We start from the raw sequence: 25,917 nt of genomic DNA, 5'->3' as shown, positions 1-25,917 counted from the left end.
CTGCTCCGGCCTCATCGCCGGCAAGCCGGCTCCCACAGAGTAGCGTGCAGTCCTTGTGGGAGCCGGCTTGCCGGCGATGGGGCCCTCCCAGGCAAACAAAAAGGCCGCGCCCTTCACAGGGCGCGGCCTTTTCATTTCACCGGCTGCGAATCAGCTATCCAGCGCCACGCGCCCGGCAGCGCCGCGCTTGCGGTGCACCAGCAAGCCTGCCGCCACAACTGCGATGCTCAGCAGCGCGGTAGCGATGATCTCGACGCGGTGATCCTCACGCAGCCCCATCACCACCAAAATGGCGACGATGAAGGCGATGGTGGCCCAGGTCAGGCCCGGGAACATCCACATCTTGAACGAGATCTTCTCGCCGCTGGCTTCACGCTGGGCACGCATGCGCAGTTGCGACACGGCGATCACCAGGTACACCAGCAGGGCGATGGCGCCAGAGCTGGCCAGCAGGAACTCGAACACCGCGGCCGGGGCCAGGAAGTTGGCGAACACGCACAGGAAGGCCGCAGCGGTGGACAGCAGCACGGCCCAGTGCGGGGTGCCCGCCTTGGTGGTGCGCTGGGCGACTGCCGGGGCATCGCCACGCTTGCTCAGGGAGAAGAGCATGCGCGAGGAGGTGTACAGCGCCGAGTTCAGGCAGCTGGTCACGGCAATCAGCACGACGATGTCGACGATCAGCTTGGCATTCGGCACGCCGATCAGGCTGAGGACGGTCTGGTAGGAGCCTTTCTCGGCCAAGCTCGGATCGTTCCACGGCACCATGGCCACGACCAGGAAGATCGATACCAGGTAGAACAGGCAGATACGCCAGATCACCGAGTTGGTGGCACGGCTGATCTGCTTGCCCGGGTCTTTCGACTCGGCGGCGGCGATGGTGACGATCTCGGTCCCCATGAAGGAGAACATGGTGGTCAGCATGGCGGCCAGCACGGCGCCCAGGCCGTTGGGCATGAAGCCTTGGGTATCGAACAGGTGGCTGACGCCGCTGATCTGGCTGCTCGGGACCATGCCGAACATGGCCGCGCAACCGACGACGATGAAGCCGATGATCGCCAGCACCTTGAGCAGGGCGAACCAGAACTCGAACTCACCGTAGTTCTTCACGCTGAACAGGTTGGTGACGGTCAGCACCAGGGTAATGATCAGCGAGAACGCCCACAGGTCCACGGCCGGGAACCAGGCATGCAGGATGGCTGCGGCGGCGTTGGCCTCCAGCGGAATCACCAGCACCCAGAACCACCAGTACAGCCAGCCGATGGTGAAACCGGCCCAGCGCCCAATGGCGCGGTCGGCGTAGGTCGAGAAAGAACCGGTGTCGGGCGAGGCAACCGCCATTTCACCGAGCATGCGCATCACCAGTACAACCAGGGTGCCGGCAGCGGCGTAGGCCAGCAGCACGGCAGGGCCGGCGGCGGCGATGGCATGGCCGGAGCCGACGAACAAGCCGGCGCCGATCACGCCTGCGATGGACAGCATGGTCACATGCCGTTGTTTGAGCCCCTGAGCGAGGTCATTGGAATTGTTACCGCTCATAAAACTACCTTTGTAAGGAGTGGACCACCCGAATGAAGGGAATACGAAGCGCACCAAGGGGTGATTTAGGCGTCGCCGCATTCGGTCTTTTCCCACTGGCAATAAGCGCGCCATTTTTAAATGCCATTTATCTGGAATGGCTGACGGCAGCAAATTCTCTGGCTTTGCGGCCTTTCTGCCAGGCTTTGACCGAAAGCCCGCCAAATCTCCATGCCAAGTCCGGATTACTGAAATACCCACTTACAAACGCACCAAAGGTGCTCCCCGGTAACACCCGCGCACCAGGGCAAGGCAAAATAGTGCAACCAAAGGTACAACCATTGTTTCAGCCATGATGCGATCTGCGTGGGAGCGGGCTAGCCCCGCGATAGCGATTGTCGCCCCAACACCTTCAGTCCTGCCGAAGCCATCGCGGGGCAAGCCCGCTCCCACGCCACCCTGTGCCGGTCACATGGGCGGTTGCACCTGCTTTCGCGGCAAAAGGGCCAAAACCGCTTCCATGCTTTGACCAAAGCTGGCACCATCGCGCCTTTTTTCATCAAGGCTCCGGTGCTGGGCAAAACGCCATTGCGGACATCCTCGCGACAGTCCACTGCAACGATGCGACAAACTGCCCCATCAATGACCGAAGCCCCTTGCGACCCGGTTGGCCGCTGTTGCGCCGCTATGCTAGCGTGGCGCTCGCCAGGAAGGCCGCCAACAGCTGGGAACGCACCCGAACACATGAGGACCGCACATGGCCCAGGCCACGCCCGCGCTGGAAATCCGTAACCTGCACAAACGCTACGGCGAGCAGGAAATTCTCAAGGGCATTTCGCTGACCGCGCGCGACGGTGACGTGATCTCCATCCTCGGCTCGTCCGGCTCCGGCAAGTCCACCCTGCTGCGCTGCATCAACCTGCTCGAGAACCCGCACCAGGGCGAAATCCTGGTCGCCGGCGAAGCCCTCAAGCTCAAGGCGCAGAAAAACGGCGACCTGATCGCCGCCGACAACCGCCAGATCAACCGCCTGCGCAGCGAGATCGGCTTTGTCTTCCAGAACTTCAACCTGTGGCCACACATGTCGATCCTCGACAACATCATCGAGGCGCCGCGCCGCGTACTTGGCCAGAGCAAGGCCGAGGCCATCGAGCACGCCGAGGCGCTGCTGAACAAGGTCGGCATCTTCGACAAGCGCCACAGCTACCCCGCCCAGCTTTCCGGTGGCCAGCAACAGCGTGCCGCCATCGCCCGTACCCTGGCCATGAAGCCCAAGGTCATCCTGTTCGACGAGCCGACTTCGGCGCTCGATCCGGAAATGGTCCAGGAAGTGCTTAACGTCATCCGCGCCCTGGCCGAAGAAGGCCGTACCATGCTGCTGGTGACGCACGAGATGAACTTTGCCCGCCAGGTGTCCAGTGAAGTGGTCTTCCTGCACCAGGGCCTGGTCGAAGAGCAGGGATCGCCACAGCAGGTCTTCGAAAACCCGACCTCGGCGCGTTGCAAGCAATTCATGTCCAGCCACCGCTAACGGAGCAATACATGCAGACTTACAAGAAGTTCCTCCTGGCCGCTGCTGCCACCCTGGTGATGTCGGCCAACGCCATGGCCGCAGAAAAACTGCGCATGGGTATCGAGGCAGCCTACCCACCGTTCAACAACAAGGACGCCAGCGGCCAGGTCGTCGGCTTCGACAAGGACATCGGCGACGCCCTGTGCGCCAAGATGAAGGTCGAGTGCACGGTCGTGACTTCCGACTGGGACGGCATCATCCCAGCCCTGAACGCCAAGAAGTTCGACTTCCTGGTGTCGTCGCTGTCGATCACCGACGAGCGCAAGCAGGCAGTGGATTTCACCGACCCCTACTACTCCAACAAGCTGCAGTTCATCGCGCCGAAGAAAGTCGACTTCAAGACCGACAAGGAATACCTCAAGGGCAAGACCATCGGCACCCAGCGCGCCACCCTGGCCGGCACTTGGCTTGAAGACAACTACAAGGACGTGCTGAAGTCCATTCAGCTATACGACACCCAGGAAAACGCCTACCTCGACCTGACCTCCGGTCGCGTTGACGGCATCCTGGCCGACAAGTACGTGCAGTACGAGTGGCTGAAGTCCGACGCGGGCAAAGACTACGAGTTCAAAGGCGAACCTGTAGTAGACAGCGACAAGATCGGCATCGCCGTGCGCAAGGGTGACCCGCTGCGCGAGAAGCTGAACAAGGCCCTGGCCGAGATCAAAGCTGACGGCACGTACAAGAAGATCAACGACAAGTACTTCCCGTTCAGCATCGAGTGATGCCCTCCCGACCCGTACCGCCCTGCGCGGTGCGGGTCCCTTGAACAAAGCTGCCCATGAATATCGACCTGCACGGATTCGGTCCGGCCATGATGGCCGGCACCCTGATGACCGTAAAACTGGCGCTTTGCGCCTTGCTGCTGGGGCTGGCCCTGGGCCTGCTTGGCGCCCTGGCCAAGACTTCCTCGATCAAGTCATTGCAATGGCTTGGCGGCTTCTACTCGACCCTGGTGCGCGGCGTGCCCGAGCTGCTGTGGGTCTTGCTCATCTATTTCGGCACCGTCGGCCTGATGAACAGCCTCGGCGACGCGCTCAACATGCCCGGGCTCGAACTCAGCGCATTCGCCGCCGGTGTGATTGCCCTGGGCCTGTGCTTTGGCGCCTACGCCACGGAAGTGTTCCGCGGCGCGATCCTGGCCATCCCCAAGGGCCACCGTGAAGCGGGCCTGGCCCTGGGCCTGTCGAAAGGCCGCATCCTGTCGCGGATCATCCTGCCGCAGATGTGGCGCATCGCACTGCCGGGCCTGGGCAACCTGTTCATGATCCTGATGAAGGACACCGCGCTGGTGTCGGTGATCGGCCTGGAAGAAATCATGCGCCACGCGCAGATCGGCGTGACCGTGACCAAGGCACCGTTCACCTTCTACGCGGTGGCCGCCTGCATCTACCTGAGCCTGACCATCGTCGCCATGATCGGCATGTACTTCCTGGAAAAACGCGCCGCCCGCGGCTTCATGAGGGCCGAATAAATGAACTGGGAAGTCATCATCAAGTGGCTGCCACGACTGGCCGAAGGCGCGATCCTGACCCTGGAGCTGGTGGCCATCGCGGTCATCGCCGGGCTGATCCTGGCCATCCCGCTGGGCATCGCCCGTTCCTCGCGGCACTGGTACGTGCGCGCCCTACCCTACGGCTACATCTTCTTCTTCCGCGGCACGCCACTGCTGGTGCAGCTGTTCCTGGTCTACTACGGCCTGGCTCAGTTCGACGCGGTGCGTGACAGCGCGCTGTGGCCGTACCTGCGCGACCCGTTCTGGTGCACGGTACTGACCATGACCCTGCACACCGCCGCCTACATCGCTGAGATCCTGCGCGGCGCACTGCAGGCGATCCCCAAGGGCGAGATCGAAGCCGCCCGGGCACTGGGCATGTCGCGGGGCAAGGCGCTGTTCTACATCATGCTGCCGCGCGCCACACGCATCGGCCTGCCGGCCTACAGCAACGAAGTGATCCTGATGCTCAAGGCCAGCGCCCTGGCCAGCACCGTGACGCTACTGGAGCTGACCGGCATGGCACGGACCATCATCGCCCGTACCTACCTGCCGGTGGAGATCTTCTTTGCCGCCGGGGTGTTCTACCTGGTGATCTCGTTCTTCCTGGTGCAGGGCTTCAAGCTGCTGGAACGCTGGTTGCGCGTGGATGCCTGCCAGGGGCGCTAACCTGCAACACGCTCGGGGCCGCTTTGCGGCCCCTTTCAATTGCGCCTCGGTGCTTGAATGAACACAACACTCCCCCTTCAAGGCAGCCAGCTCCTCGAGCGCTTCCAGGCCCTTGACCATTTTCTGCTTCAGCACCAGCCGCTGTGGCGGCCACGGCCGTTCACCGAGCTGCAGCTGGGCTGGGAAAGCCAGTACCCAGAGCTGTCCGCATGGCTGCGCAATCGCACCCTGGAACAAGCCGAAGCCGTCCAGCAACACCCGGAACAGCTTCCGGCCCCAGCCCCCTTTCCGCAACTGGCCAGCCTGGCCCGGCAGTTGTCTGCCGTGGGTGAATTGCCCGACGCGGGCCTGCACCCGGCCGGCCACCGCCTTGACGCTAACGTCCCTGGGCGCAAATGGCAGCAGATCGAGGCCTTCAGCCGCCGCCTGAGCTTCAGCCAGCCCACCCGGCACTGGCTGGACTGGTGTTCGGGCAAGGGCCACCTGGGCCGCCGCCTGCTGCAAGCCGGCCAGCAATTGACCTGCCTGGAGTACGACGCCGAGCTGGTCAACGCCGGCCAGGCGCTGAGCGATCACCATCAACTGCCCGCCCACCATGTGCAGCAGGATGTGATGGCCGCAGACAGCATGCAGCAGCTGGATGGCGACAAAAGCGTGATTGCCCTGCATGCCTGTGGCGATCTGCATGTGCGCCTGCTGCACCTGGCCAGCCAGCAAGGCTGCCCGCAACTGGCCGTGGCGCCGTGCTGCTACAACCGCATCCAGGGTGAGCAGTACATCGCGATATCCACAGCCGCACAGGCATCGGCCCTGCAGTTGTCGATCGGCGATCTGGGCCTGCCGCTGAGCGAGGCCGTCACCTCCAGCGCCCGGGTACGCCGCCAGCGCGACAGCTCGATGGCCAGGCGCCTGGGTTTCGACCTGCTGCAGCGCCAACAGCGGGGTATCGATGCTTACCTGCCAACACCGTCACTGCCGGTCGATTGGCTGAAGAAGCCCTTCGAACAGTACTGCCGTGACCTTGCCGCGCTGCGCCAGGTGGAACTGAGCGGCACGACAGACTGGGCCGCCCTTGAGTCGCAAGGCTGGCAACGGCTGGCTCAGGTGCGCAACCTGGAGCTGGTGCGCAACCTGTTCCGCCGCCCATTGGAACTGTGGCTGGTGCTCGACAGAGCCTTGTACCTCCAAGAGCAAGGTTATGCCGTGCGCGTAGGACTGTTCTGCGAATACCCGCTGACGCCGCGCAACCTGTTGCTGCTGGCCGAACGTGACGGATCGCCGCAGCGCAGCTGACAACCTGTGGATAAGTCTGTGCACAAGCTTGTGATGAAAATGTCCAAGGCTTGGATCCAAGCGCTATTTGCGCCGCTTTGCTTATTCCGCTTACCAGCTGAAAACCAGCAAAAACAGGGCTTTGCGCAAAGACCGGTGGCAGGGCCAGTCGGCATGCCTTTCGCGCAAGCGGAAAATGCCGCTTGTGCATAAGCATTTCAGCCGTAAGCCAGAAACCGCCTGAAACAGGGCATTTCAAGCCAGTTTCAACAGGCCCATGCCGACCAGAAGCAGCGCCAGCCCCAGCCAGCCACGGCCAGCCAGACGCTGACCGAACAGCGCCCAACCCATGGCGACAGTGGCCAGGATGCCGAAGCCGCCCCAGATGGCGTAGGCCAGCGACAACTCGATGTCCTGCACCGCCTGCGCCAACGCGGTGAAGGCCGCCAGCACGCAGAGGATCGAGGCCACGCCCAGGCCCTTGCGACGAAAACCGTCGGAATACTTGAGCAGCAGGTTGGCCAGCACTTCCAGCACGATGGCCAGGCCCAGCCAGGCAAACGGAATCAGCATGGCAATGCCTCCCCTTCAACCACGACGGGCTTGCTGCGGGTACCCGCCTTGATCAGCAGGATGCCGGCAATCATCACCGCCAGCCCCAGGGCCTTGGCCCAGCCCAGGCTTTCGCCCAGCCAGAGCACGCTGACCAGGGTGATCAGGACGATGCCGATCCCCTCCCACAGCGCATAAGCCACGCCGACCGGTACACGCTTGACCGCCAGGGCCAGGAAGAAATACGAAAGGCAAATCATGACGTACATCACGGCATGCCCAGCCACGGGGAAATGAGTGGCGGCGAGTTTCATCGACGCCGTGCCGATCACCTCGGCGGTGATGGCGACGATCAGGTAGATCCAGGAACGCATGGTGCCCTCCCATGGGCGACACAGCAGCCGAACGAACAGGCGTCGGCGCAATACAGAAAGGTTTAAGGCTGTAGTGGGAGGGTGGCGCTAGAGGTCGCCGGTCCAGTGACGCTCACGGGAAACCAGGCGGGAGGTGGAGAGGAGCTTGAAAGCTTTACTGTTCAACATAATGAACAACAAATTAGCTTAGGCAATCGAAAAAGTCAAAACGATAGAAAAAACACAAATAAAGACGCTGTTAAATTGCAGTGATACCGAACAAACTCCTGAAAACATCCAGAACGGCACGTAAATTATATTAACCACCCATGGAGCGACTGGAACACAGCATGCCTCGTGGCCCCGCAAGTCATCCACAGCACGGCTAAGCTTCATCGGCTCGTTCGGTGTATGATCGCCGGCTGTCCACGTGATCATGCACTGTTCAATCGAGCCAACACGCGCAGAACCACCCGCCCGGTGATCTGCCGGCACTGTGCGAAAAATGATCAAGGATGCCAACAACCGTGATTGTTCGCGTAGGGGCATGGCCTCATCGTATTAACGGGACGCGCGTCACAGCTGCCAATACCCAAGCTACTGGCCCCCGCGAGGGAGCAGCTAACATTGCAGCCGCCTCTAGAACACAGACTGACCTTGGAACGGATTCGAACATCGTGAAACACGCCAAGCCCTTCGCCCTGCTGACCGTCGCCCTGGCCCTGACTGGCTGCGCCAGCAGCACGCCACCGGCCAAGCCGACACCGCTGGACTGGAACATGCCCGGCATGCAGCTCGGCGGCGACCGCGGCCTGCCGCTGCACGTCGCCACCCCCTGCCGCAAGCGCGGCTGCGACAACGACAAGCTGTTCTTCAACCCCGGCAAGACCGAACCAAGCGTCACCACCATCCACCGCGGCTGGTAGGAGAATTCTCCTTTGCGCTCGGTGACTTAGGGCGTTACGCATTGATTGCAAGAAGTAGTTTACAGCCGCGAATCCATCGCTATAATGACGCCCCTGTGCCGGTATAGCTCAGATGGTAGAGCAACTGACTTGTAATCAGTAGGTCCCGGGTTCGATTCCTGGTGCCGGCACCACACTCAAAAAGCCTCGACGTCAGTCGGGGCTTTTGCGTTTCTGGGGATCATCCAGCCATACACCCCACCCCGTCACTCCAACAACAACGCCTTATGCAGCTTCCTGATCTCCGGCCCGCTAAGCTCCAGCGCCACATGCTTGCCCTCCTTCCCCAGCCCGTTGATCAGCACGATCCCTCCTTTAGCAAACGTCCTTTCCTGAGCAAGCGGATAAAGCGCAATGATGTGATCGATGCTGATCACATACTGACGGTGATTGCTGACCTCGAAACTGACGAAACGGCTCACTCCCTGTGCTCCCTGAGTCGCTGCGCGTGGCAGCCCGCGTAACTCCATAGTAGCTATCGGCCACAATTGCGACAGATTGCCCTGCCGCTCGATTTCTTGTTTGGGCTCAATAAACCCTGCTTTCAAAATGGGTATTCCTGTGCCGACGGCTTTCGTCGACTTAAGGAGAAGTCCCATGAGTGAGCAACAAGGCGTAGCCCTGACGCGGCGCGGGGTGCTGGCGGGGGGTGTATTGCTGGGGGTTGGCAGCAGCGTGCTGGCCAGCGGCCTGGCCCGGGCGGCGGCGGCGGCGACCAATAATCCGCCCACGGACCTGACCCAGCTGGAACGCACCCGGGTCGAGCTGGTGGCACCACCCCAGGTACATGCCCACAGCCAGCGCGCGCCTGGCAAACCGCGGATCGTCGAGTTCCGCATGGAGATCGAGGAGAAAGAACTGGCGGTCGACAGCGAGGGGGCCTACATCCATGCCATGACCTTCAACGGCTCGGTGCCCGGCCCGCTGATGGTGGTGCACGAGGGCGACTACATGGAGCTCACCCTGGTCAACCCGGCCAGCAACAGCATGGTGCACAACATCGACTTCCATGCCGCCACCGGCGCGCTTGGCGGTGGTGAGCTAACCCATGTGAAGCCTGGCGAGCAGGTGAAGCTGCGCTTCAAGGCGGACCGCGCCGGGGTGTTCGTGTACCACTGCGCGCCGGGCGGGGTGATGATCCCCTGGCATGTGGTGTGCGGCATGAACGGCGCAATCATGGTGCTGCCGCGGGACGGCCTGCGGGACGGCGACGGGCGTGCGCTGCAATACGACAAGGTCTGGTACATCGGCGAGCAGGACTACTACATCCCGCGCGACAAGGACGGCAAGTACAAGCGCTACGCCAGCCCATCGGCGAGCTTCGCCGACATGTACCAGGTAATGAAGGGGCTCATCCCCACGCACGTGGTCTTCAATGGCAGCGTCGGCGCGCTGACCGGCCAGCACGCGCTCACCGCCACGCTCGGCGAAACGGTGCTGCTCGTCCACTCGCAAGCCAACCGCGACACCCGCCCGCACCTGATCGGCGGCCATGGCGACTACGTGTGGGCCGCCGGCAAGTTCGCCAACCCGCCGCAGCGCAACCTGGAAACCTGGTTTATCCCCGGCGGTGCCGCAGGCGCGGCGCTGTACACCTTCCGCCAGCCCGGCCTGTACACCTACCTCAATCACAACCTGATCGAGGCCGTGATGCTGGGTGCCGCTGCGCACGTGCAGGTCGAAGGGCAATGGAATGACGACCTGATGAAACAGCTGGAAGCGCCTGGACCGATTCGCTAGCGGCGATCGGCAGCATTTGCGAAGACTTCGTATTCGCAGATGATTTTTTGTTACGATTGCGTCGTTTCACGCACTGCCGGCATGCCGGTCTGCGCGGGGATAACGTTGATCGTAACGGGCGCTGCCGCTCGCATTTTTACAGGTACCCTTCCATGAGCACCACCCTGCTGGTTGTCGACGATGACGACGAGATTCGCGAACTTCTTTGCGATTATCTGAGTGATGCCGGCTACCAGGTATTGCCGGCCGCAGATGGCGAGCAGATGCGCACGCAACTGGCCCTGCACAAGGTCGACCTGGTGGTGCTGGACCTGATGCTGCCCGGCGAGGATGGCCTGAGCCTGTGCCGGCAGTTGCAGGGGCTGCCGGGGCCGGCGGTGATCCTGCTGTCGGCCAAGGGCAGCACCCTGGACCGCATCACTGGCCTGGAAGCAGGCGCCGACGACTACCTGGCCAAGCCCTTCGAGCCCCTCGAGCTGGTTGCCCGGATCAAGGCTGTGCTGCGCCGGCCCCTACAGCTGGAAGCCAACGGCGACGAAAGCGCTACCCAGCCGCAGCGATTCGCAGGCTTTGAACTGGACCCCATCAGACGACTGCTCACCCACCCCGACGGCAAGGCCCTGACCCTGCCACGCTCCGACTACCGGGTGCTGCACGAACTGCTGCAGGCCGATAACCGCGTGGTATCCCGCGATCATCTGACACGTAGCGCGTTCGGCCGCGACCACCTGCCCGACGACCGCTCGGTGGACATGTGCATCAGCCGCCTGCGCCAACAGTTGCGCCGTGCGCCGGGCCAAGCCGCGCAGATCCTCACCATCCGCAACCAAGGCTACTTGCTGAACCTGCGCCGCGAAGCCTCGGGCACCTGACGGCTGCCCAACGCGGGCCCAGCGTAGCTATTTGCAGTCGCCCTGCAGGATTCTCAGCGCCGCTTCAGCCAGGAAGCCCGAGCGGCTTTTCTGCTCTGGATGGTTCTTCACGTAGGCATCAATGCGGGTGAGCAGGTAGGCCGGCAGTGTGATGTTGAGCTTCTCGGCCTTACCCAGGTAGCGGGTGATATCGATGTCGATGAGTGCCCAGGTGCATCCGGCGTAGTCAGGGTTGGCCGCATGCACGCTCACCTTGCTGGCCTTGGGGATTTCCTCGCCGTCCTGGGCGAGCAGTTCGAGGTGGCCCTCGATGGCCTCGCGGGCCATGGCAATGGCGTCATCGAGGTCTTCACCGGCCGAAAAGCAGCCCGGGATGTCCGGGACTTCCACGCCCCAGGCGTGCTGATCGTCGCCGGGCAGGATGGCGATGGGGAATAACATGGCAGTGGCTCTCCTGGTCAGCTGGCGTAGCCGATCCGCGCCTGGCGCAGGATGCTGGCCGCAGTGGCGGGCAGCAGGTCCTTCTTCGGGTGCGGGATGGTCACCAGCCCAGCCTTGTGGGGGTGCTTGAAGTGATGGTGGCTGCCCTTGGATCGCACCAGGTACCAACCATCGGCCTCGATCACCGAAATCATTACGCGGCTGTTCATGAACCCTTCCTTGGGCTGTTCGCAGCGGTGGTTAGTATAACCACCGAATGCGATCTATCAACACCATACCCACCAATCCGACCAGCGGGCCTCCTGGAGGGGAAGTATGGTCAGGGGACAGAAGAAGGCAGGCACGCAAGTGATGCCGGATCTTGCGGCGCAAACGCCACACCCCACGCCCATGCAAGAGTCTTTTACCGAAACCCCTGGTTTTCCGCGCACAGGCTTTGCCTATCCTAGGCCGCGTCATCCCGCCTGCGATGGACCCATGAACGATTCACTCCCCAGCCGTTATGCCTGCCTGGCCCTGTGCCTGGTCTTCACCCTTGCCAGCATCCCCTTCCTGATCCAGCACAGCTGGCTGTGGCCATTCACCCTGGTGACCGCGCTGCTCAGCCTGGTCGGCCTCAATGATCTGCGCCAGAGCCACCACGCGGTGCGGCGCAACTACCCGATCCTGGGCAACCTCCGCTACCTGATCGAGACCATCAGGCCAGAGATTCGCCAGTACCTGATCGAGGGCGACGATGACAAGCTGCCGTTCTCCCGCGCGCAACGTTCGCTGGTCTATGCCCGGGCCAAGAACGAGAGCGCCGAGAAGGCCTTCGGCACCCTCAATGATGTGTACAAGCCGGGCTTCGAGTTCATCAGCCATTCGATGCTGCCCGTGCCACAGGCCGATCCTGCGTCATTTCGCATTCGCATCGGCGGGCCGCAGTGCACCCAGCCGTATTCGGCGTCGATCTTCAATATCTCGGCCATGAGCTTCGGCGCGCTCAGTGCCAATGCCATCGCCGCGCTGAACAAAGGGGCGCGCCTGGGGCGCTTTGCCCATGACACCGGCGAAGGCAGCATCAGCCCTCATCACCGCGAACACGGCGGCGACCTGATCTGGGAAATCGGCAGCGGCTATTTCGGCTGCCGCACCGAGGACGGGCGCTTCGACCCCGAACGCTTCGCCGAGCAGGCTCGCGATGGCCAGGTGAAGATGATCGAGATCAAGCTCAGCCAGGGCGCCAAGCCGGGCCATGGCGGCATCCTGCCGGGGCACAAGGTCAGCGCCGAGATCGCCGCCACCCGGGGGGTGCGCGAGGGCCAGGACTGCATCTCGCCAGCCGCCCACAGCGCCTTCCGCACCCCGCTGGAGCTGCTGCAGTTCGTCGCCAGGCTGCGCGAGCTGTCAGGCGGCAAACCGGTAGGCTTCAAGTTCTGCCTGGGCCACCCGTGGGAATTCATGGGCATTGCCAAGGCCATGCTCGCCACCGGCATCACTCCGGACTTCATCGTCGTCGATGGCAAGGAAGGCGGCACCGGCGCTGCGCCCCGGGAGTTCTCCGACAACATGGGCATGCCGTTGCGTGACGGCCTGATGTTCGTGCACAACACCCTGGTGGGCCTGAACCTGCGCGAACGCGTGCGCATCGGCGCGGCGGGCAAGATCGTCAGCGCGTTCGACATCGCCAGCGTGCTGGCCATCGGCGCCGACTGGGTCAACTCGGCACGCGGCTTCATGTTCGCCATCGGCTGTATCCAGTCGCAAAGCTGCCACACCAACAAGTGCCCCACCGGCGTGGCCACCCAGGACCCGCTGCGCCAGCGTGCGCTGGTGGTACCGGAGAAAGCCGAGCGGGTTGCGAGTTTTCACCGCAACACCCTGCATGCCCTGGCCGAAATGCTCGCCGCTGCGGGGCTGGATCACCCGTCCGAGCTCAAGCCCAAGCACCTGGCACGGCGTATCAGCCCCAGTGAGATCAGCCTGTTTTCGCAGCTGCACGCGTTCCTCAAACCGGGTGAATTGCTCAGCGGCTCGATCGAAAATGCCTTCTATGCACGGATGTGGCGGATGGCGCGGGGTGACAGCTTTGCGCCGCAGATGGGGGAAGTCGAAGGGGTGCCTGGGGCGAACGTGGCACGCCACAAAGAAACAGCCCCGGCATAGGCCGGGGCTGCTGATGACGCCAGATCAGGATCAGAAGATGCTGATCGGGTACTCGACGAATACACGAACTTCGTTGCCGTCGTCGTTGTAGCCGTTCTGCTGGACCGCGTTGTTGGTGCGCAGGAACGAGCTACGCAGCTTGATCGACAGGTCTTTGGCCGGGCCTTCCTGAACGACGTAGCGCAGCTGGTTGAAGATCTCGCGCTCCTTGCCTTCGCCGAAGCCTTCCGGGTTCTTCAGGTTGCGGGTGTTGATGTTGTCACCCACTACGTAGGCGACCTTGTAGGTCAGGCCCGGCACGCCGAAGGCGCCGAAGTCCAGGCCGTAGCCCAGCTGCCAGGAGCGCTCGTCTTCGGCGTTGAAGTCGGACCAGTAGGAGTTGGCCAGGTAGATGGTCGAACCACCGTCACTGGTACCACCTGCGCTCTGGTAGCCGCTGTAGTTGTAGCCGGTGCTGCCGGTGCTGCGCTGGTGCGCCAGGGTGATCGAGTGCGGGCCGAAGGCGTAGGTGGCCGCCAGGCTCCAGATGGTGTTGGAGTCACCATTGAGCTCGGCCGAACGCACGAATTGCTTGTCGATGCTGGTCTTGTAGCCGTTGAAGTCCAGGGTCAGGGACTGGTCATTGGCGATCGGGAAGACGTAGTTCAAGCCCAGGTAGTGCTTCTTCATCACATCTTCGTTGTCTGCGGTGTACAGCGAAGCGGTGAAGTTGTCGGTGAACTTGTAGCTACCACCCAGCACGTCGATCGACTTCAGGCCGCCGCTGTCACGCCCTTCGGCGCTCTTGCGGGCTTCCTGGGTGAAGTGGCCGGCGTTCAGCTCCAGGCCCTTGATCTCCTTGGAGGTGATCATGGTGCCGGTGAAGCTTTCTGGCAGCAGACGGCCGTCGTCGTAGTTCAGCACCGGCAGGGCCGGCATCTGGTCACCGTACTTGAGCACAGTGTTGGAGATGCGGAATTTCACGGCTGCGCCGGCACGGGCCAGGTCGTGTGGGCTGCTGGCGTTGCCGTCGGCGTTCTTGGTGTTGTGCGGCTTGAAGAAGTCGACGCCACCACCACCGTTGTGGCCTTTGCCGCCGTCCAGACGCACGGCGTACAGGCCGAAGGCGTCGACACCGACACCGACGGTGCCTTGGGTGAAGCCCGAAGAGAAGTTACCGATGAAGGCCTGGCCCCATTCGATCTGGTCATCGGTGCCGTGCTTCTTGTCACGGTTGATGTAAGCGTTGCGCAGAAGGACGTTGGCGTGGCTGTCCTCGATGAAACCTTTGCTGTCGGCCTGCTCGTTGGCCTGGGCCTGGGTCGCGGTGATCATCGCCAGGGCGACCAGGCTGATCCTGGTTTTCAACATTTTATTTTCCTTATTGCTTAATCAAAAACGCTCTGCATGAGAACGCCAGGAACCAACGCCCCTTCGTAGGTTCGACGCTATGCGGATCCAGGCCGCAAGGCCCCGCTGATGGTCTGCAACGGGCCTTACAGCCGCATGGCCAAGTCATGGCCAGCAGGCGTAGAGGCCGAATCCTAGCCGTGCCTGCTTATACATGTCAAAAAATCGTGAATTGCAGGTTGATATAACCAAAAAGAAGGTCTGGAACAGTGCATTTCCACGCACTAATGCCCAGCTTCTGCGCAAATTTGTCTCTTTCAGGTTTTTCCGAAAAATCTCGCACAACGGTCATCTAAGTGGGCAACGCGCACACGCGGTCGAATCGCCCAGAAAGGACTAGTTACAAAGTGATACAAACGTAAAGACAACTCTTTACGAATAGGCGAGCAACAGCAAATAGCAAGCATTACCATTCGCGCCCAATTTCTCACTTGCGTAGATGGATGCCTGCAATGCCCGCCCCTTGCCGCCTTTCACCCCTGACCCTGGGCTTGTCGCTGTTGTTCAGCGCAGGCCTGGCCAGCGCCGCCACCACCACCCTGCCGGAAACCGCAGTCACCGCCGACAGCGAGCGCGAGGAGGACAACCCACGGGTACGCGAAGTGAGCACTGCGACCCGCACCTCGACACCGGTGCGCTACGTGCCCCAGGCCATCGACACGGTGAAGACCAGCAATGTGCTGGACTATGGCAGCAGCACCCTGGGCGAAGCGCTGGAAGGTATCCCCAACGTCAGCAGCGGCGCCGACACGCGTTTCGACAGCGTACGCATCCGCGGCTTCGAGGCCAGCAACGACTTCTACCTGGACGGTATCCGCGACGACAGTCAGTACACCCGCGACCTGCACAACATCGAGCGGGTCGAAGTGCTCAAGGGCCCGGCCGCAGTGCTGTATGGCCGAGGCAGCCAGGGTGGCATCGTCAACCGGGTGAGCAAGGCGCCGGAACATGGCCGCCGCTCGACCATCGAAGCCCAGGGTGGCAGCCAGGACCTGCGCAGCCTGTACGCCGACCTCAGCGCCGACCCCAGCGACACCATCAGCCTGCGCCTTAACATGGGCAATGAAGACAGCAACAGCTTCCGCCACGGCGTCGATGGCAACCGCCAGCTGTTCGCCCCGTCCATGAGCTGGCAGCTGAACCCCGACCTGAACTGGCTGGTGCAGTACGAGTACAGCCGCTACAACCGCACGCCGGACCGCGGCATCCCCGGCAACCCGTTGACCGGGCGCCCGGCGGACGTCAGCCGCAGCGCCACCTATGGCGATACCCAGCGCGACTACATCGACGACCGCGCCCAGTCGCTGCGCTCGCGGCTGAACTACCAGCTCAGCGACAACTGGCAACTGCGTCATACCCTGGGCCTGTTCAAGCTCGACAGTGAGTTCGACAACACCTACCAGACCGCCTACAACCCGCGCACCAACCTGGTCACCCGCCAGCGCTGGCAGCAGGACCTGAACACCCGCAACCTGTTCAACAACCTCGAGGCCGAGGGCGATGTCAGCACCTGGGGCCTGGAGCATAAACTGCTGCTGGGCCTGGAATTCGGCAGCCAGCGCCGCGACCCGACGCTGTACAACGCCGCCACTTCGGGCCCTGGCGCGCGCCCGGTGCCGGCCCTGAACCTCGACAGCCCCAACCGCAACCTGCAGCACAATGGCCGTATGGCGGTGTCGAGCAACAACCACACGGTGGTCGAGAGCCGTGGCATCTACCTGCAGGACCAGATCCGCCTGAACGACCAGTGGCAGATCCTTGCCGGGGTGCGCTTCGACCAGTTCGAGGTGGAAACCACCAACAAACTGCGCAACCTCTCCGAGAAGCAGAACGACAACAGCTTCAGCCCGCGCCTGGGCGTGGTCTATACGCCATGGCGCGACCACTCCTTCTACGCCTCCTGGAGCAAGACCTACTCCCCCGTCGGTGGCGGCCTGATCGGCATCACCCCTGGCGCGGCCGGCAACACCAACGAGACCGAGCCGGAGCTGACCCGGCAGAAAGAAATCGGGGTCAAGAGCGACTGGTTCGACGAGCGCCTGACCACCACCCTGGCGCTCTACGAACTGGAGCTATACAACCGCCGCACCCGCGACCCGCTCGACCCGAACATCACCCTGATGTCTGGCCTGCAGCGCTCGCGCGGCATCGAGCTGACCGCCACCGGCAATGTGGTCGGCAACTGGTATGTACGCGGCGGCATCGGCCTGCAGGACGCGAAGATCGTCGAGGACAACAATGGCCAGGAAGGCAACCGCATCAACGACGTGGCCCGGCGCAACGCCAGCCTGTTCGTGACCTGGAAGCCTGAGCTGGGCTGGTATGCCGAAACCGGCATGACGCTGGTGGGTGACCGCTACGCCGACAACCAGAACACCGTGATCCTGCCGGGTTATGGCCGTTGGGATGCCCTGGCCGGCTATCGCACCCATGACTGGGACGTGCGCGCGGCACTGAAGAACATCACCGACAAGACCTACTACGATTCGGCCACCAGCGCGGCGCAGATCCAGTATGGCGATCCGCGTAGCCTGGTGGTGACCGGCAGCTACAGCTTCTGACGCCATCGCTGGCAAGCCAGCTCCCACCTTGACCGCATAAACCCAAACTATGCGCTTGCTATGTGGGAGCCGGCTTGCCGGCGATGAGGCCAGTACAAGTGCCACATGGGCATTGCGGCCAAACCGGCCAGGCCTGTGCCACAAACGAAAACGCCACCGCATGAGCGGTGGCGTTTTTCGTTGCGACGGGTCGATACCCGGTCAGTGCCATACAGCCAGCAGCGCTTCGAGCTCCGCATCACTGATCAAGCCCTGCGGATAACGCCCGTTCAGCAGACGTCGTGGGTCGGTCTTCCTGACCCGGATGCATCCATGGTCCCGCAACCACTGCGCCAGTATTTCAAGCGTTTGGTGATTCACTGCCGATGGGGGCATAGCCGACTCACTTGCTGCATTCATTTCAACACGCACTCCCTGGGCCCGTGAGCGGCCAACTTACTTAAGGTTTGTTACAGAACGGCGTGGGCCTATCTCTCTGAAACACAATGAAAAACTAATACAAGAGCTGTGCCATTCGCCGCCACCGAACGTCGCCACAAAAAAAAGCCCGTCATCAGACGGGCTTTTTTCATTCAGCTTGAATCAGCGCTTGAACGGCGCCGGCTGTTGCTGGGTCAGGCAGTGGATGTTGCCGCCGCCGAGCAACAGCTCGCGGCCGGGGATCATGACCACTTCGTGATCCGGGAAGACCTTGGCCAGGATCGCTCTGGCCTGCGCATCGGCGGGGTCGTCGAAGCTCGGCGCGATGATGCCGCCGTTGACGATCAGGAAGTTCACGTAGGAACCGGCCAGGCGCACCGACGGGTCACGCTCCTGGCTGCCGGCCACATGGTCGACACCGGCGCATTCGGCTTCGGTAGCGAACAGCGGGCCAGGGATCGGCATCTTGTGCACCACAAACTCGCGGCCTTTGGCGTCGCGGCTGTTTTTCAGCACATCGTAGGCCGCATGGCAGCGTGCGTAGTTGGGGTCGTTGGAATCATCGGTCCAGGCCAGTAACACTTCGCCTGGGCTGACGTAACAGCAGAAGTTGTCGACGTGGCCGTCGGTTTCGTCGTTGTACAGGCCGTCCGGCAGCCAGACGATGGTTTCCACCGCCAGGTGCTCGCGCAGGATGTCTTCGATCTGCTCGCGGGTCAGGTGAGGGTTACGGTTGCGGTTGAGCAGGCACTCTTCGGTGGTGATCAGGGTGCCTTCGCCATCGACATGGATCGAGCCGCCTTCAAGCACGAAACCTTCGGTGTGGTAACGCTGCACGCGCTCCATTTCCATCACCTTGGCCGCCAGTTCCTCGTCGCGGTTCCACGGTGCGTACAGGCCGCCATCGAAGCCACCCCAGGCGTTGAAGCCCCAGTCCACGCCACGCACTTCACCCTGGTCGTTGATCACGAAGGTCGGGCCGGTGTCGCGCACCCAGGCGTCGTCGTTGCTGATCTCGACCACGCGGATGTTGGGCACGTCGAGCTGGCGCCGGGCGTTCTCGTACTGGCCGGCGGAAACCGCCACGGTGACCGGTTCGAAACGGGCGATGGCCTTGGCCAGGGTCACGTGCGCGGCCTGCGCCGGCTTGCCGCCCAGGCGCCAGTTGTCCGGGCGCTCCGGCCAGACCATCCACACCTGGGTTTGCGGGGCCCATTCGGCGGGCATGTGGAAGCCGTCGGCGCGGGGAGTCGTGTTGAGGGTTTTCATCAATAACCTCTGGGGCAACTGGCGGAAGGGTGGGGCGCGCTGTGCGCGCCTCTCGCGGCACAAGGCCGCCCCTGCAGGGAATCGCGTCCCCTGTGTAGGAGCGGCCTTGTGTCGCGAAAGGACCGCAAAGCGGTCCCACCGGCTGATGGCGAACATTTATAGCCGATAAATATCCGCTTTCAAAGGTGCAATGAAGACCAATTTCGCATAAAGAATGCCTTCAACTCGATAACAATCGATTTCAAAGCCCTTCGGCGAGGATCCGCTCCACGCTGTCGACGAAGTAGTCCACGCTTGCCCGCGTGGTGCACATCGGCGGCTTGATCTTGAGGATGTTCAGGTAGTCGCCGGTTGGCTGCATGAAGATCCCCAGCTCGCGCAGGCGGTTGCACAGGAGCATGGTCTCCTGCGTGGCCGGCTCCAGCGTCTGCCGGTCGCGCACCAGTTCCAGCCCCAGGTAGAAGCCCGAACCATGGGCGGCACCCGCCAGCGGATACTTATCGACAAGCGCCTGCAACCGCGCCTTGAAATGCCGCCCCACGTCACGGGCGTTGTCCCACAGCCCTTCGTCACGCATCACGTCCAGCACCGCCATGCCGATACGGCAGCTGACCGGGCTGCCGCCGGCCGAGGAGAAGAAGTAACCCTCGGCCTCCAGCGCCTCGGCGATCTCGCGGCGGGTGATCACTGCCCCCAGCGGCTGGCCGTTGCCCATGCCCTTGGCCATGGTGATGATGTCCGGCACCACGCCCTGCTCTTCGAAGCCCCAGAAGTACTCGCCCAGGCGCCCGTAGCCCACCTGCACCTCGTCGGCGATGCACACCCCGCCCCGCTGGCGCACCTTGGCGTAGGCCTCGCGCAGGTAGCCGGCCGGCAGCGAGATGCCGCCGGCGTTGCCGTACACCGGCTCGCAGATCATGCCCGCCAGCTGGCGGCCACGGGCATCGAGGTCGGCGAGCTTGGCGTCGACATCGCGCAGGTAGTCAGCGGCACTGTCGGCGCCCCGGAAGCGACCACGGAAGGTGTTCGGCGCCTCAACCGGGTGCACCCAGTCCGGGCGGGTTTCCAGGGCCTGGGGGTTGTCGGCGATGGAGGTGGAGATCGCATCCGTTGCCACCGACCAGCCGTGGTAGGCCTCCAGCACGCTGAGCAGGTCGCGCCCGCCGCTGTAGGCCCAGGCCAGGCGGATCGCCAGGTCGTTGGCCTCGGTCCCGCTGTTGACCAGGAACACCCGGTCGAAGCCTTCCGGCGCCACTTCCAGCAAGCGCTCGGAGAATTCGGCAATGGCCGCGTAGTGGAAGCGCGAGTTGGTGTTGAGCAACGACCATTGGCGCGCCGACTCGGCGACCATGCGCGGGTGGCCATGGCCGAGCACCGCGACGTTGTTGAGCATGTCCAGGTACGAGCGGCCCTGCATGTCGATCAGGTAGTTGCGCCAGCCGCGTTCGATATGCGGCGGCTGCTCGTAATAGTGCTTCTGCGAGCGGGCGAAGCTGGCATCGCGGCGGGCCAGCAGCGCCTGCGCATCGGCCAGGGGCTCGGCAGCGCAATCAAAGCCCAGCAGCGCCGAAGGCGAAGGGCACAGGGCCAGCCAGGCAGCGGCGGCACTGGGCGTGGCGAAAAACGGCGGCACGGCCTGGCCATCGAGGCATAACTGCACACTGAGGAAGCCACAGGTGGCGCCCAGCGCCTGGCCCCTGGCAAGCAGCTGGCCGTCGGCCGGGGCCTCTTCCAGGCCGTTGAGCCACAGGTTCCAGTGCGCGGTGCGCAGGCAGCCGCGGTTGTCGCCGGCACGCTGCCATACGCCCTCGGCAGGTGCCTGCAGCAGGCTGCCGGGCACCAGGTTCAGTTCCACACCCAAGGCACAGGTGGCGGGCTCCTCGGGGCGGTCGATGTGGGTTTGCGACAGTCGGTACTGGCCGTGCAGGCTGCTGGCCGGCGCAGGCTGGCTGGCCAGCAGGCGCTGGTCGAAGCCCGGCTGTTCCCAGTTGCCGGCCTCGCAGTGCGGGCTCAGCACACCGAGGTCGACCCGGTTGACTGCCTGCCCGGCAAGCGCTGGCAGCAACGGCAGGCAACCGCTGAAGTCGGCGCTAGCGGGCCGCTGGCCGGCAGCCTGCAGGATCGCCACTTCCATCAGCGCGGCGGGCACCGCGCAGGCGGTGTCGAAGATTTCCCATTCGTGGGCGATGTTGTCGCGGGTGTACTGATTGAGCGGGTCGATCGCCAACTGCTGCTCGCTGCTGAGCACCAGTACGGCGGCACGCAGCTGCACCAGCGGCCAGAGCGCCTGCAATTCGGCCGTTTCAAGCGGGTTGGCGGCCTGGTAGGCGGCCACCGCCGGCAAGATGCGCAGCGGGTCGCCTTCGGCGTGATGCAGCAGCGCCGAACAGGTCACCGACAGGTCGGCGATGCGCCAGCTGCGCAGCAGGTCACCGAAATCGATCACCCCCTGCACTTGCCACTCCCGTTGCCCGTCACGGGCCCAGACCACGTTGTCGTCGGTGATGTCCAGGTGCACGGCCTGGGTCGGCAGTTGCCCGACCAGCGGCGCCAGCTTGTCTGCGGCCTGGCGGGCCAGTTGGGCAACCTGCTGGCGGCGTGCCGGATCAGTGACTACCGGCAGCAGGTGCTCGACCAGTGCCTGGGCATGCCGCGGGTCCCACTGCAAGGTGCGGTCCAGGCCCGGGTGCTCGAAACCTGCCAGCGCCTGGTCGACCTGCGCGCACAGCCTGCCCAGCTCAGCCACTACCGACACCGGCAGGTGCTTGAGGCGGGTCAGCGGCTGGCCTTCGATATAACTGAGCAGCCGCACCCGCAGGGGCTGGCCATCGACCTCAAGCGCCAGCAGCGCCTCACCGGCAAGTGATGGCTGCACCTGCGGCACCGGCACGCCACGCTCGCGCAAATACGCCAGGGCGGCGTGCTGGGCCTGCAATTCGACTTCGGCATAGCTGCCGTGGCAGGCCTTGAGTACATAGCGCCCCTGGGCGCTGTCTACGCAAAAATTCACATCCTGCTGGCTACCCAGTGCCTGCAACTCGCCCCGCAGGTCATAATGCGAGCGCAGCAGGGCATGGGCCTGGGCTTCACCGAGTGAAGGGCTGGGCTGGCTCGAACGCTGGATCAGGGTGCTCAGGGGCATGCGGGGGACCTCGTTTTTTTGCCGCTTATATCGCCACTACTGTTGCCGATATTCAAGAGGCAGCTCGCACCAGGCGACGGACACCGTGCGCCAGCACGATTTACGACGAGCGGCCACAAACAAACCAGCTAGGCTTTTCGCCAAAGCCCTCAGCAAAGGCATTTGCACATGCGCATTCTCGTCACCGGCGGTGCCGGCTTCATTGGCTCGGCCCTGATTCGCCACCTGATCGGCAACACCGAGCATGAGGTACTCAACCTCGACAAGCTGACCTACGCGGGCAATCTGGAATCGCTGCAGCCCATCGCCAGCAACAGCCGCTACGAGTTCGTCCAGGCCGACATCGCCGACCAGGCAACGGTCGCGAAGGTGCTGGAACGCTTCGGACCCCAGGCGATCATGCACCTGGCGGCCGAGTCCCACGTGGACCGCTCCATCGATGGCCCGGCGGCCTTCATTCAGACCAATATCGTCGGCACCTATGCCCTGCTCGAAGCCACCCGCGCCTGGTGGTCCCGACTGCCGGCGGCGCAGCGCGAAGCCTTTCGCTTCCACCATATTTCCACCGATGAGGTGTATGGCGACCTGCATGGCGTCGACGACCTGTTCACCGAAACCACGCCCTATGCGCCCAGCTCGCCCTATTCGGCCAGCAAGGCGGCGTCCGACCACCTGGTCCGCGCCTGGCAGCGCACCTATGGGCTGCCGGTACTGCTGACCAATTGCTCGAACAACTACGGGCCTTACCATTTCCCGGAAAAACTGATCCCGCTGATGATCCTCAACGCCCTGGCCGGCAAACCGCTGCCGGTGTATGGCAACGGCCAGCAGGTGCGCGACTGGCTGTACGTCGAGGACCACGCCCGGGCGCTGCTCAAGGTGGTGACCGAGGGCCAGGTCGGCGAGACCTACAACATCGGCGGGCATAACGAGCAGAAGAACATCGACGTGGTGCACGAGCTGTGCAAGCTGCTTGAAGAGCTGGCCCCCGAACAACGCCCGGTCGGCATAGCGCATTACCAGGACCTGATCACCTACGTGCAGGACCGCCCCGGCCACGACCTGCGCTATGCCATCGACGCCAGCAAGATCGAACGCGAGCTGGGCTGGGTCCCCGAAGAAACCTTCGCAAGCGGTCTGCGCAAGACCGTGCAGTGGTACCTGAACAACCTCGAATGGTGCCGCCGCGTACAGGACGGCAGCTATCAAGGTGAACGCCTGGGCAACTCCAACATCAAGGACTTGATCGCATGACCAAAGGTATCGTTCTGGCCGGTGGCTCCGGCACCCGCCTGCACCCCATCACCCTCGGTGTCTCCAAGCAGCTGCTGCCGATCTACGACAAACCGATGATCTACTACCCGATCTCGGTGCTGATGCTCGCCGGGATCCGCGAAATCCTGCTGATTTCCACCCCCCAGGACCTGCCGCAGTACAAGAACCTGTTCGGCGACGGCGACCAGTTCGGCCTCAACATCAGCTACGCCGAACAGCCCTCGCCGGACGGGCTGGCCCAGGCCTTCCTGATCGGCGAAGCGTTCATTGGCGACGACTCAGTGTGCCTGATCCTGGGCGACAACATCTTCCACGGGCAGAGTTTCACCGAACAGCTGCAACGCGCCGTGAACCATGGGTCCGGGGCCACCGTGTTCGGCTACTGGGTCAAGGACCCCGAGCGCTTCGGTGTGGTCGAGTTCGATGAACAGGGCAATGCCCTGTCGATCGAGGAAAAGCCACTGCAGCCCAAGTCCAACTACGCCGTGACCGGCCTGTATTTCTACGACAACGATGTGGTGCGCATCGCCAAGGGTGTACGCCGTTCGGCACGCGGTGAGCTGGAAATCACCGACATCACCAATGCCTACCTAAAACGCGGCAACCTGCGCGTGGAGCGCTTCGGCCGCGGCTTTGCCTGGCTCGATACCGGCACCCATGAGAGCCTGCTGGACGCCTCGCAGTACGTGCAGACCATCGAGAACCGCCAAGGGCTGAAAGTGGCCTGCCTGGAAGAGATCGCCTTCAACCAAGGCTGGATCAGCCGCGAAGAGTTGTTGGCCAAGGCCGAAAAACTGAAAAAGACCGGATACGGTCAATACCTGGGCAAACTGGCCAAAGAGTCCGCATGAACATCATTGCCACCACGATACCCGACGTAAAGATCATCGAACCCAAGGTGTTCCGTGACGATCGGGGGTTTTTCCTCGAAAGTTTCAACGTCCGGGCGTTCGCCGAACTGACCGGGTTCAAGGGCGACTTCGTTCAGGACAACCACTCGCGTTCAGAGCACAACGTGCTGCGTGGTCTGCACTACCAGGTACAGAACACCCAGGGCAAGCTGGTGCGGGTGGTCCACGGCGAAGTGCTGGACGTGGCGGTGGACGTGCGTTGCAGCTCCAAGACCTGTGGCCAGTGGGTCGCGGTGCGCCTGTCCGCCGAAAACCGTCGCCAGTTGTGGATCCCGCCCGGCTTTGCCCATGGCTTCGTGGCGCTGAGCGAGTCGGCCGAGTTCCTGTACAAGACCACCGACTTCTACAACCCCAGAGCCGAGCACTGCATCCGTTGGGATGATCCCGACCTGAACATCGACTGGCAGTTGCAGGGTGTAGAGCCAAAGCTTTCCGACAAGGACAAGCTGGGCAAACGCTTCAGCGAACTGCGCAAGGCAGGGAGCCTGCTGCCATGAAAGTGCTCGTGTGCGGTCGCAATGGCCAGGTGGCCCAGGCACTGCAAGGCGCGCTGGCCGGCCTGGGCGAGGTGCACCTGCTGGGCCACGGGCAGCTCGACCTTGCCCACCCGCAGCAGTTGCGCGCGCCGCTGCGCGAGCTGAGGCCCGACCTGGTCATCAACGCCGCGGCCTACACCGCAGTGGACCAGGCCGAAAGCGAGCCGCAACTGGCTTTCACCATCAACGCCGAGGCCCCCCGGGTGCTCGCCGAAGAGGCCGCGCACCTGGGCGTGCCGCTGATCCACTACTCCACCGACTATGTCTTCGATGGCAGCAAGGCGGTGCCCTATGCCGAAGACGATGCACCGAACCCGCTGGGCGTCTATGGCCGCAGCAAGCTTGCCGGCGAACAGGCCATCACGGCAGTCGGCGGCGAGCACCTGATCCTGCGCACCAGCTGGGTCTACTCGCGGCACGGGCGCAACTTCCTGCTGACCATGCAGCGCCTGCTGCAGGAGCGCCCGCAATTGAAGGTGGTGAACGACCAGATCGGCGCACCCACCTGGGCCGGCACCCTTGCCGCCAGCACCCGCGCCCTGATCGAGCGCTGGCAACAGGGCCAGGCCGGCGCCTGGAGCACCTATCACCTGACCGCCCAGGGCGAAACGTCGTGGTTCGGCTTTGCCCAGGCCATCGCGCAGCAGCTCAAGGCACAAGGCCTGCCGTGCGCCGAGCTGCTGCCGATCGCGTCGAGCGAATACCCCACTCCCGCGCAAAGGCCGCTCAACTCGCGACTGGACTGCTCGCGCCTGGCGCGTGAATGGCAGGTTACGCAGCCGCACTGGCACGAGGCGCTGATCGACTGCCTCAAGTAGC

Annotated in this window: 24 protein-coding genes and 1 tRNA gene; 15 read left to right on the top strand and 10 right to left on the bottom strand. The window is 63.3% G+C overall.

The window, feature by feature from the left end:
• Nucleotides 1–150 precede the first annotated feature (150 nt).
• On the bottom strand, nt 151–1,536 hold the full coding sequence (gene gabP, locus LOY51_RS01625) for a GABA permease (RefSeq protein ID WP_258644155.1): 1,386 nt from the start codon (nt 1,534–1,536) through the stop codon (nt 151–153).
• A gap of 736 nt (nt 1,537–2,272) precedes the next feature.
• On the opposite strand from gabP, the gene LOY51_RS01620 reads away from it, so the two are divergent.
• From LOY51_RS01620 to LOY51_RS01600, 5 genes are read left to right on the top strand one after another with little or no spacing between them, the layout of a single operon-like run.
• Nucleotides 2,273–3,046 carry an ABC transporter ATP-binding protein gene (locus LOY51_RS01620; RefSeq protein ID WP_046853793.1) on the top strand — a complete coding sequence of 258 codons (774 nt, stop codon included), beginning with the start codon at nt 2,273–2,275 and terminating at the stop codon, nt 3,044–3,046.
• An 11-nt stretch (nt 3,047–3,057) separates the two neighbouring features.
• On the top strand, nt 3,058–3,813 hold the full coding sequence (locus LOY51_RS01615) for an ABC transporter substrate-binding protein (RefSeq protein ID WP_125462249.1): 756 nt from the start codon (nt 3,058–3,060) through the stop codon (nt 3,811–3,813).
• Nucleotides 3,814–3,869: 56 nt separating this feature from the next.
• Nucleotides 3,870–4,562 (top strand): ABC transporter permease, encoded by a 693-nt coding sequence (locus LOY51_RS01610; protein ID WP_125462248.1) that lies wholly within the window; start codon nt 3,870–3,872, stop codon nt 4,560–4,562.
• Nucleotides 4,563–5,252: an ABC transporter permease gene (locus tag LOY51_RS01605; protein ID WP_258644154.1), complete on the top strand. Its 690-nt coding sequence runs from the start codon at nt 4,563–4,565 to the stop codon at nt 5,250–5,252.
• Nucleotides 5,253–5,309: 57 nt separating this feature from the next.
• Nucleotides 5,310–6,545: a methyltransferase gene (locus LOY51_RS01600; RefSeq protein WP_258644153.1), complete on the top strand. Its 1,236-nt coding sequence runs from the start codon at nt 5,310–5,312 to the stop codon at nt 6,543–6,545.
• 234 nt (nt 6,546–6,779) lie between these two features.
• Here the strand turns inward: LOY51_RS01600 and mdtI are convergent, their stop codons facing one another.
• A complete protein-coding gene (mdtI, locus tag LOY51_RS01595; RefSeq protein ID WP_232883281.1) occupies nt 6,780–7,097 on the bottom strand; it encodes a multidrug/spermidine efflux SMR transporter subunit MdtI in 318 nt (105 codons plus the stop codon).
• Complete coding sequence (locus LOY51_RS01590; RefSeq protein WP_125462244.1) at nt 7,091–7,450, bottom strand: SMR family transporter; 360 nt, start codon at nt 7,448–7,450, stop codon at nt 7,091–7,093. The genes mdtI and LOY51_RS01590 overlap by 7 nt, the downstream gene beginning before the upstream one ends.
• Nucleotides 7,451–8,106: 656 nt before the next feature.
• Here LOY51_RS01590 and LOY51_RS01585 point away from each other — a divergent pair.
• Nucleotides 8,107–8,355: a hypothetical protein gene (locus tag LOY51_RS01585; RefSeq protein WP_110992228.1), complete on the top strand. Its 249-nt coding sequence runs from the start codon at nt 8,107–8,109 to the stop codon at nt 8,353–8,355.
• Between the two features lie 97 nt (nt 8,356–8,452).
• Nucleotides 8,453–8,528, top strand: a tRNA-Thr gene (locus LOY51_RS01580).
• Between the two features lie 72 nt (nt 8,529–8,600).
• Here the strand turns inward: LOY51_RS01580 and LOY51_RS01575 are convergent.
• Nucleotides 8,601–8,816 carry a hypothetical protein gene (locus LOY51_RS01575; protein ID WP_125857131.1) on the bottom strand — a complete coding sequence of 72 codons (216 nt, stop codon included), beginning with the start codon at nt 8,814–8,816 and terminating at the stop codon, nt 8,601–8,603.
• Between the two features lie 175 nt (nt 8,817–8,991).
• Here LOY51_RS01575 and nirK point away from each other — a divergent pair, with 175 nt between their 5' ends.
• Together nirK and LOY51_RS01565 are read left to right on the top strand one after the other, a co-directional pair.
• Nucleotides 8,992–10,134 carry a copper-containing nitrite reductase gene (gene nirK / locus LOY51_RS01570; RefSeq protein WP_258644152.1) on the top strand — a complete coding sequence of 381 codons (1,143 nt, stop codon included), beginning with the start codon at nt 8,992–8,994 and terminating at the stop codon, nt 10,132–10,134.
• Nucleotides 10,135–10,286: 152 nt separating this feature from the next.
• On the top strand, nt 10,287–11,006 hold the full coding sequence (locus LOY51_RS01565) for a response regulator (RefSeq protein ID WP_125857129.1): 720 nt from the start codon (nt 10,287–10,289) through the stop codon (nt 11,004–11,006).
• A gap of 27 nt (nt 11,007–11,033) precedes the next feature.
• On the opposite strand, the gene LOY51_RS01560 is transcribed toward LOY51_RS01565, so the two are convergent.
• Nucleotides 11,034–11,447, bottom strand: coding sequence for a type II toxin-antitoxin system HicB family antitoxin (locus LOY51_RS01560; protein ID WP_125857128.1), 414 nt, complete (start codon nt 11,445–11,447; stop codon nt 11,034–11,036).
• Nucleotides 11,448–11,464: 17 nt separating this feature from the next.
• Complete coding sequence (locus LOY51_RS01555; protein ID WP_125857127.1) at nt 11,465–11,656, bottom strand: type II toxin-antitoxin system HicA family toxin; 192 nt, start codon at nt 11,654–11,656, stop codon at nt 11,465–11,467.
• A gap of 268 nt (nt 11,657–11,924) precedes the next feature.
• On the opposite strand from LOY51_RS01555, the gene LOY51_RS01550 reads away from it, so the two are divergent.
• A complete protein-coding gene (locus LOY51_RS01550) occupies nt 11,925–13,595 on the top strand; it encodes an FMN-binding glutamate synthase family protein (protein ID WP_258644151.1) in 1,671 nt (556 codons plus the stop codon).
• A gap of 30 nt (nt 13,596–13,625) precedes the next feature.
• Here the strand turns inward: LOY51_RS01550 and LOY51_RS01545 are convergent, their stop codons facing one another.
• The gene (locus LOY51_RS01545) at nt 13,626–14,945 is read right to left on the bottom strand and encodes an OprD family porin (RefSeq protein WP_258644150.1); all 1,320 of its coding nucleotides are present in this window, start codon (nt 14,943–14,945) and stop codon (nt 13,626–13,628) included.
• A 491-nt stretch (nt 14,946–15,436) separates the two neighbouring features.
• Between LOY51_RS01545 and LOY51_RS01540 the strand changes: the two genes are divergently transcribed.
• Nucleotides 15,437–17,545 carry a TonB-dependent receptor gene (locus LOY51_RS01540; RefSeq protein WP_125857125.1) on the top strand — a complete coding sequence of 703 codons (2,109 nt, stop codon included), beginning with the start codon at nt 15,437–15,439 and terminating at the stop codon, nt 17,543–17,545.
• Nucleotides 17,546–17,746: 201 nt separating this feature from the next.
• Here LOY51_RS01540 and LOY51_RS01535 read toward each other — a convergent pair whose 3' ends face one another.
• From LOY51_RS01535 to LOY51_RS01525, 3 genes are all read right to left on the bottom strand, one after another.
• The gene (locus LOY51_RS01535; protein ID WP_110992219.1) at nt 17,747–17,944 is read right to left on the bottom strand and encodes a hypothetical protein; all 198 of its coding nucleotides are present in this window, start codon (nt 17,942–17,944) and stop codon (nt 17,747–17,749) included.
• A gap of 183 nt (nt 17,945–18,127) precedes the next feature.
• Complete coding sequence (aguA, locus tag LOY51_RS01530) at nt 18,128–19,234, bottom strand: agmatine deiminase (protein ID WP_125462235.1); 1,107 nt, start codon at nt 19,232–19,234, stop codon at nt 18,128–18,130.
• Nucleotides 19,235–19,475: 241 nt separating this feature from the next.
• A complete protein-coding gene (locus tag LOY51_RS01525; RefSeq protein ID WP_258644149.1) occupies nt 19,476–22,376 on the bottom strand; it encodes an aminotransferase in 2,901 nt (966 codons plus the stop codon).
• A 168-nt stretch (nt 22,377–22,544) separates the two neighbouring features.
• On the opposite strand from LOY51_RS01525, the gene rfbB reads away from it, so the two are divergent.
• The 4 genes from rfbB to rfbD are packed head-to-tail and all read left to right on the top strand — an operon-like array spanning nt 22,545 to nt 25,916.
• Nucleotides 22,545–23,630: a dTDP-glucose 4,6-dehydratase gene (gene rfbB / locus LOY51_RS01520; protein WP_258644148.1), complete on the top strand. Its 1,086-nt coding sequence runs from the start codon at nt 22,545–22,547 to the stop codon at nt 23,628–23,630.
• Nucleotides 23,627–24,502, top strand: coding sequence for a glucose-1-phosphate thymidylyltransferase RfbA (gene rfbA / locus LOY51_RS01515; RefSeq protein WP_258644147.1), 876 nt, complete (start codon nt 23,627–23,629; stop codon nt 24,500–24,502). The genes rfbB and rfbA overlap by 4 nt, the downstream gene beginning before the upstream one ends.
• Nucleotides 24,499–25,059 (top strand): dTDP-4-dehydrorhamnose 3,5-epimerase, encoded by a 561-nt coding sequence (gene rfbC, locus LOY51_RS01510; RefSeq protein WP_125857120.1) that lies wholly within the window; start codon nt 24,499–24,501, stop codon nt 25,057–25,059. The genes rfbA and rfbC overlap by 4 nt, the downstream gene beginning before the upstream one ends.
• The gene (rfbD, locus tag LOY51_RS01505) at nt 25,056–25,916 is read left to right on the top strand and encodes a dTDP-4-dehydrorhamnose reductase (protein ID WP_258644146.1); all 861 of its coding nucleotides are present in this window, start codon (nt 25,056–25,058) and stop codon (nt 25,914–25,916) included. Before rfbC ends, rfbD begins: the two co-directional genes overlap by 4 nt.
• Nucleotide 25,917 lies beyond the last annotated feature (1 nt).

The organism is Pseudomonas sichuanensis (assembly GCF_024749065.1).
Taxonomy (GTDB): Bacteria; Pseudomonadota; Gammaproteobacteria; order Pseudomonadales; family Pseudomonadaceae; genus Aquipseudomonas; species Aquipseudomonas sichuanensis.
Note: the sequence above shows the minus strand (reverse complement) of the source record. Positions and strands in the feature narration are given on the sequence as shown.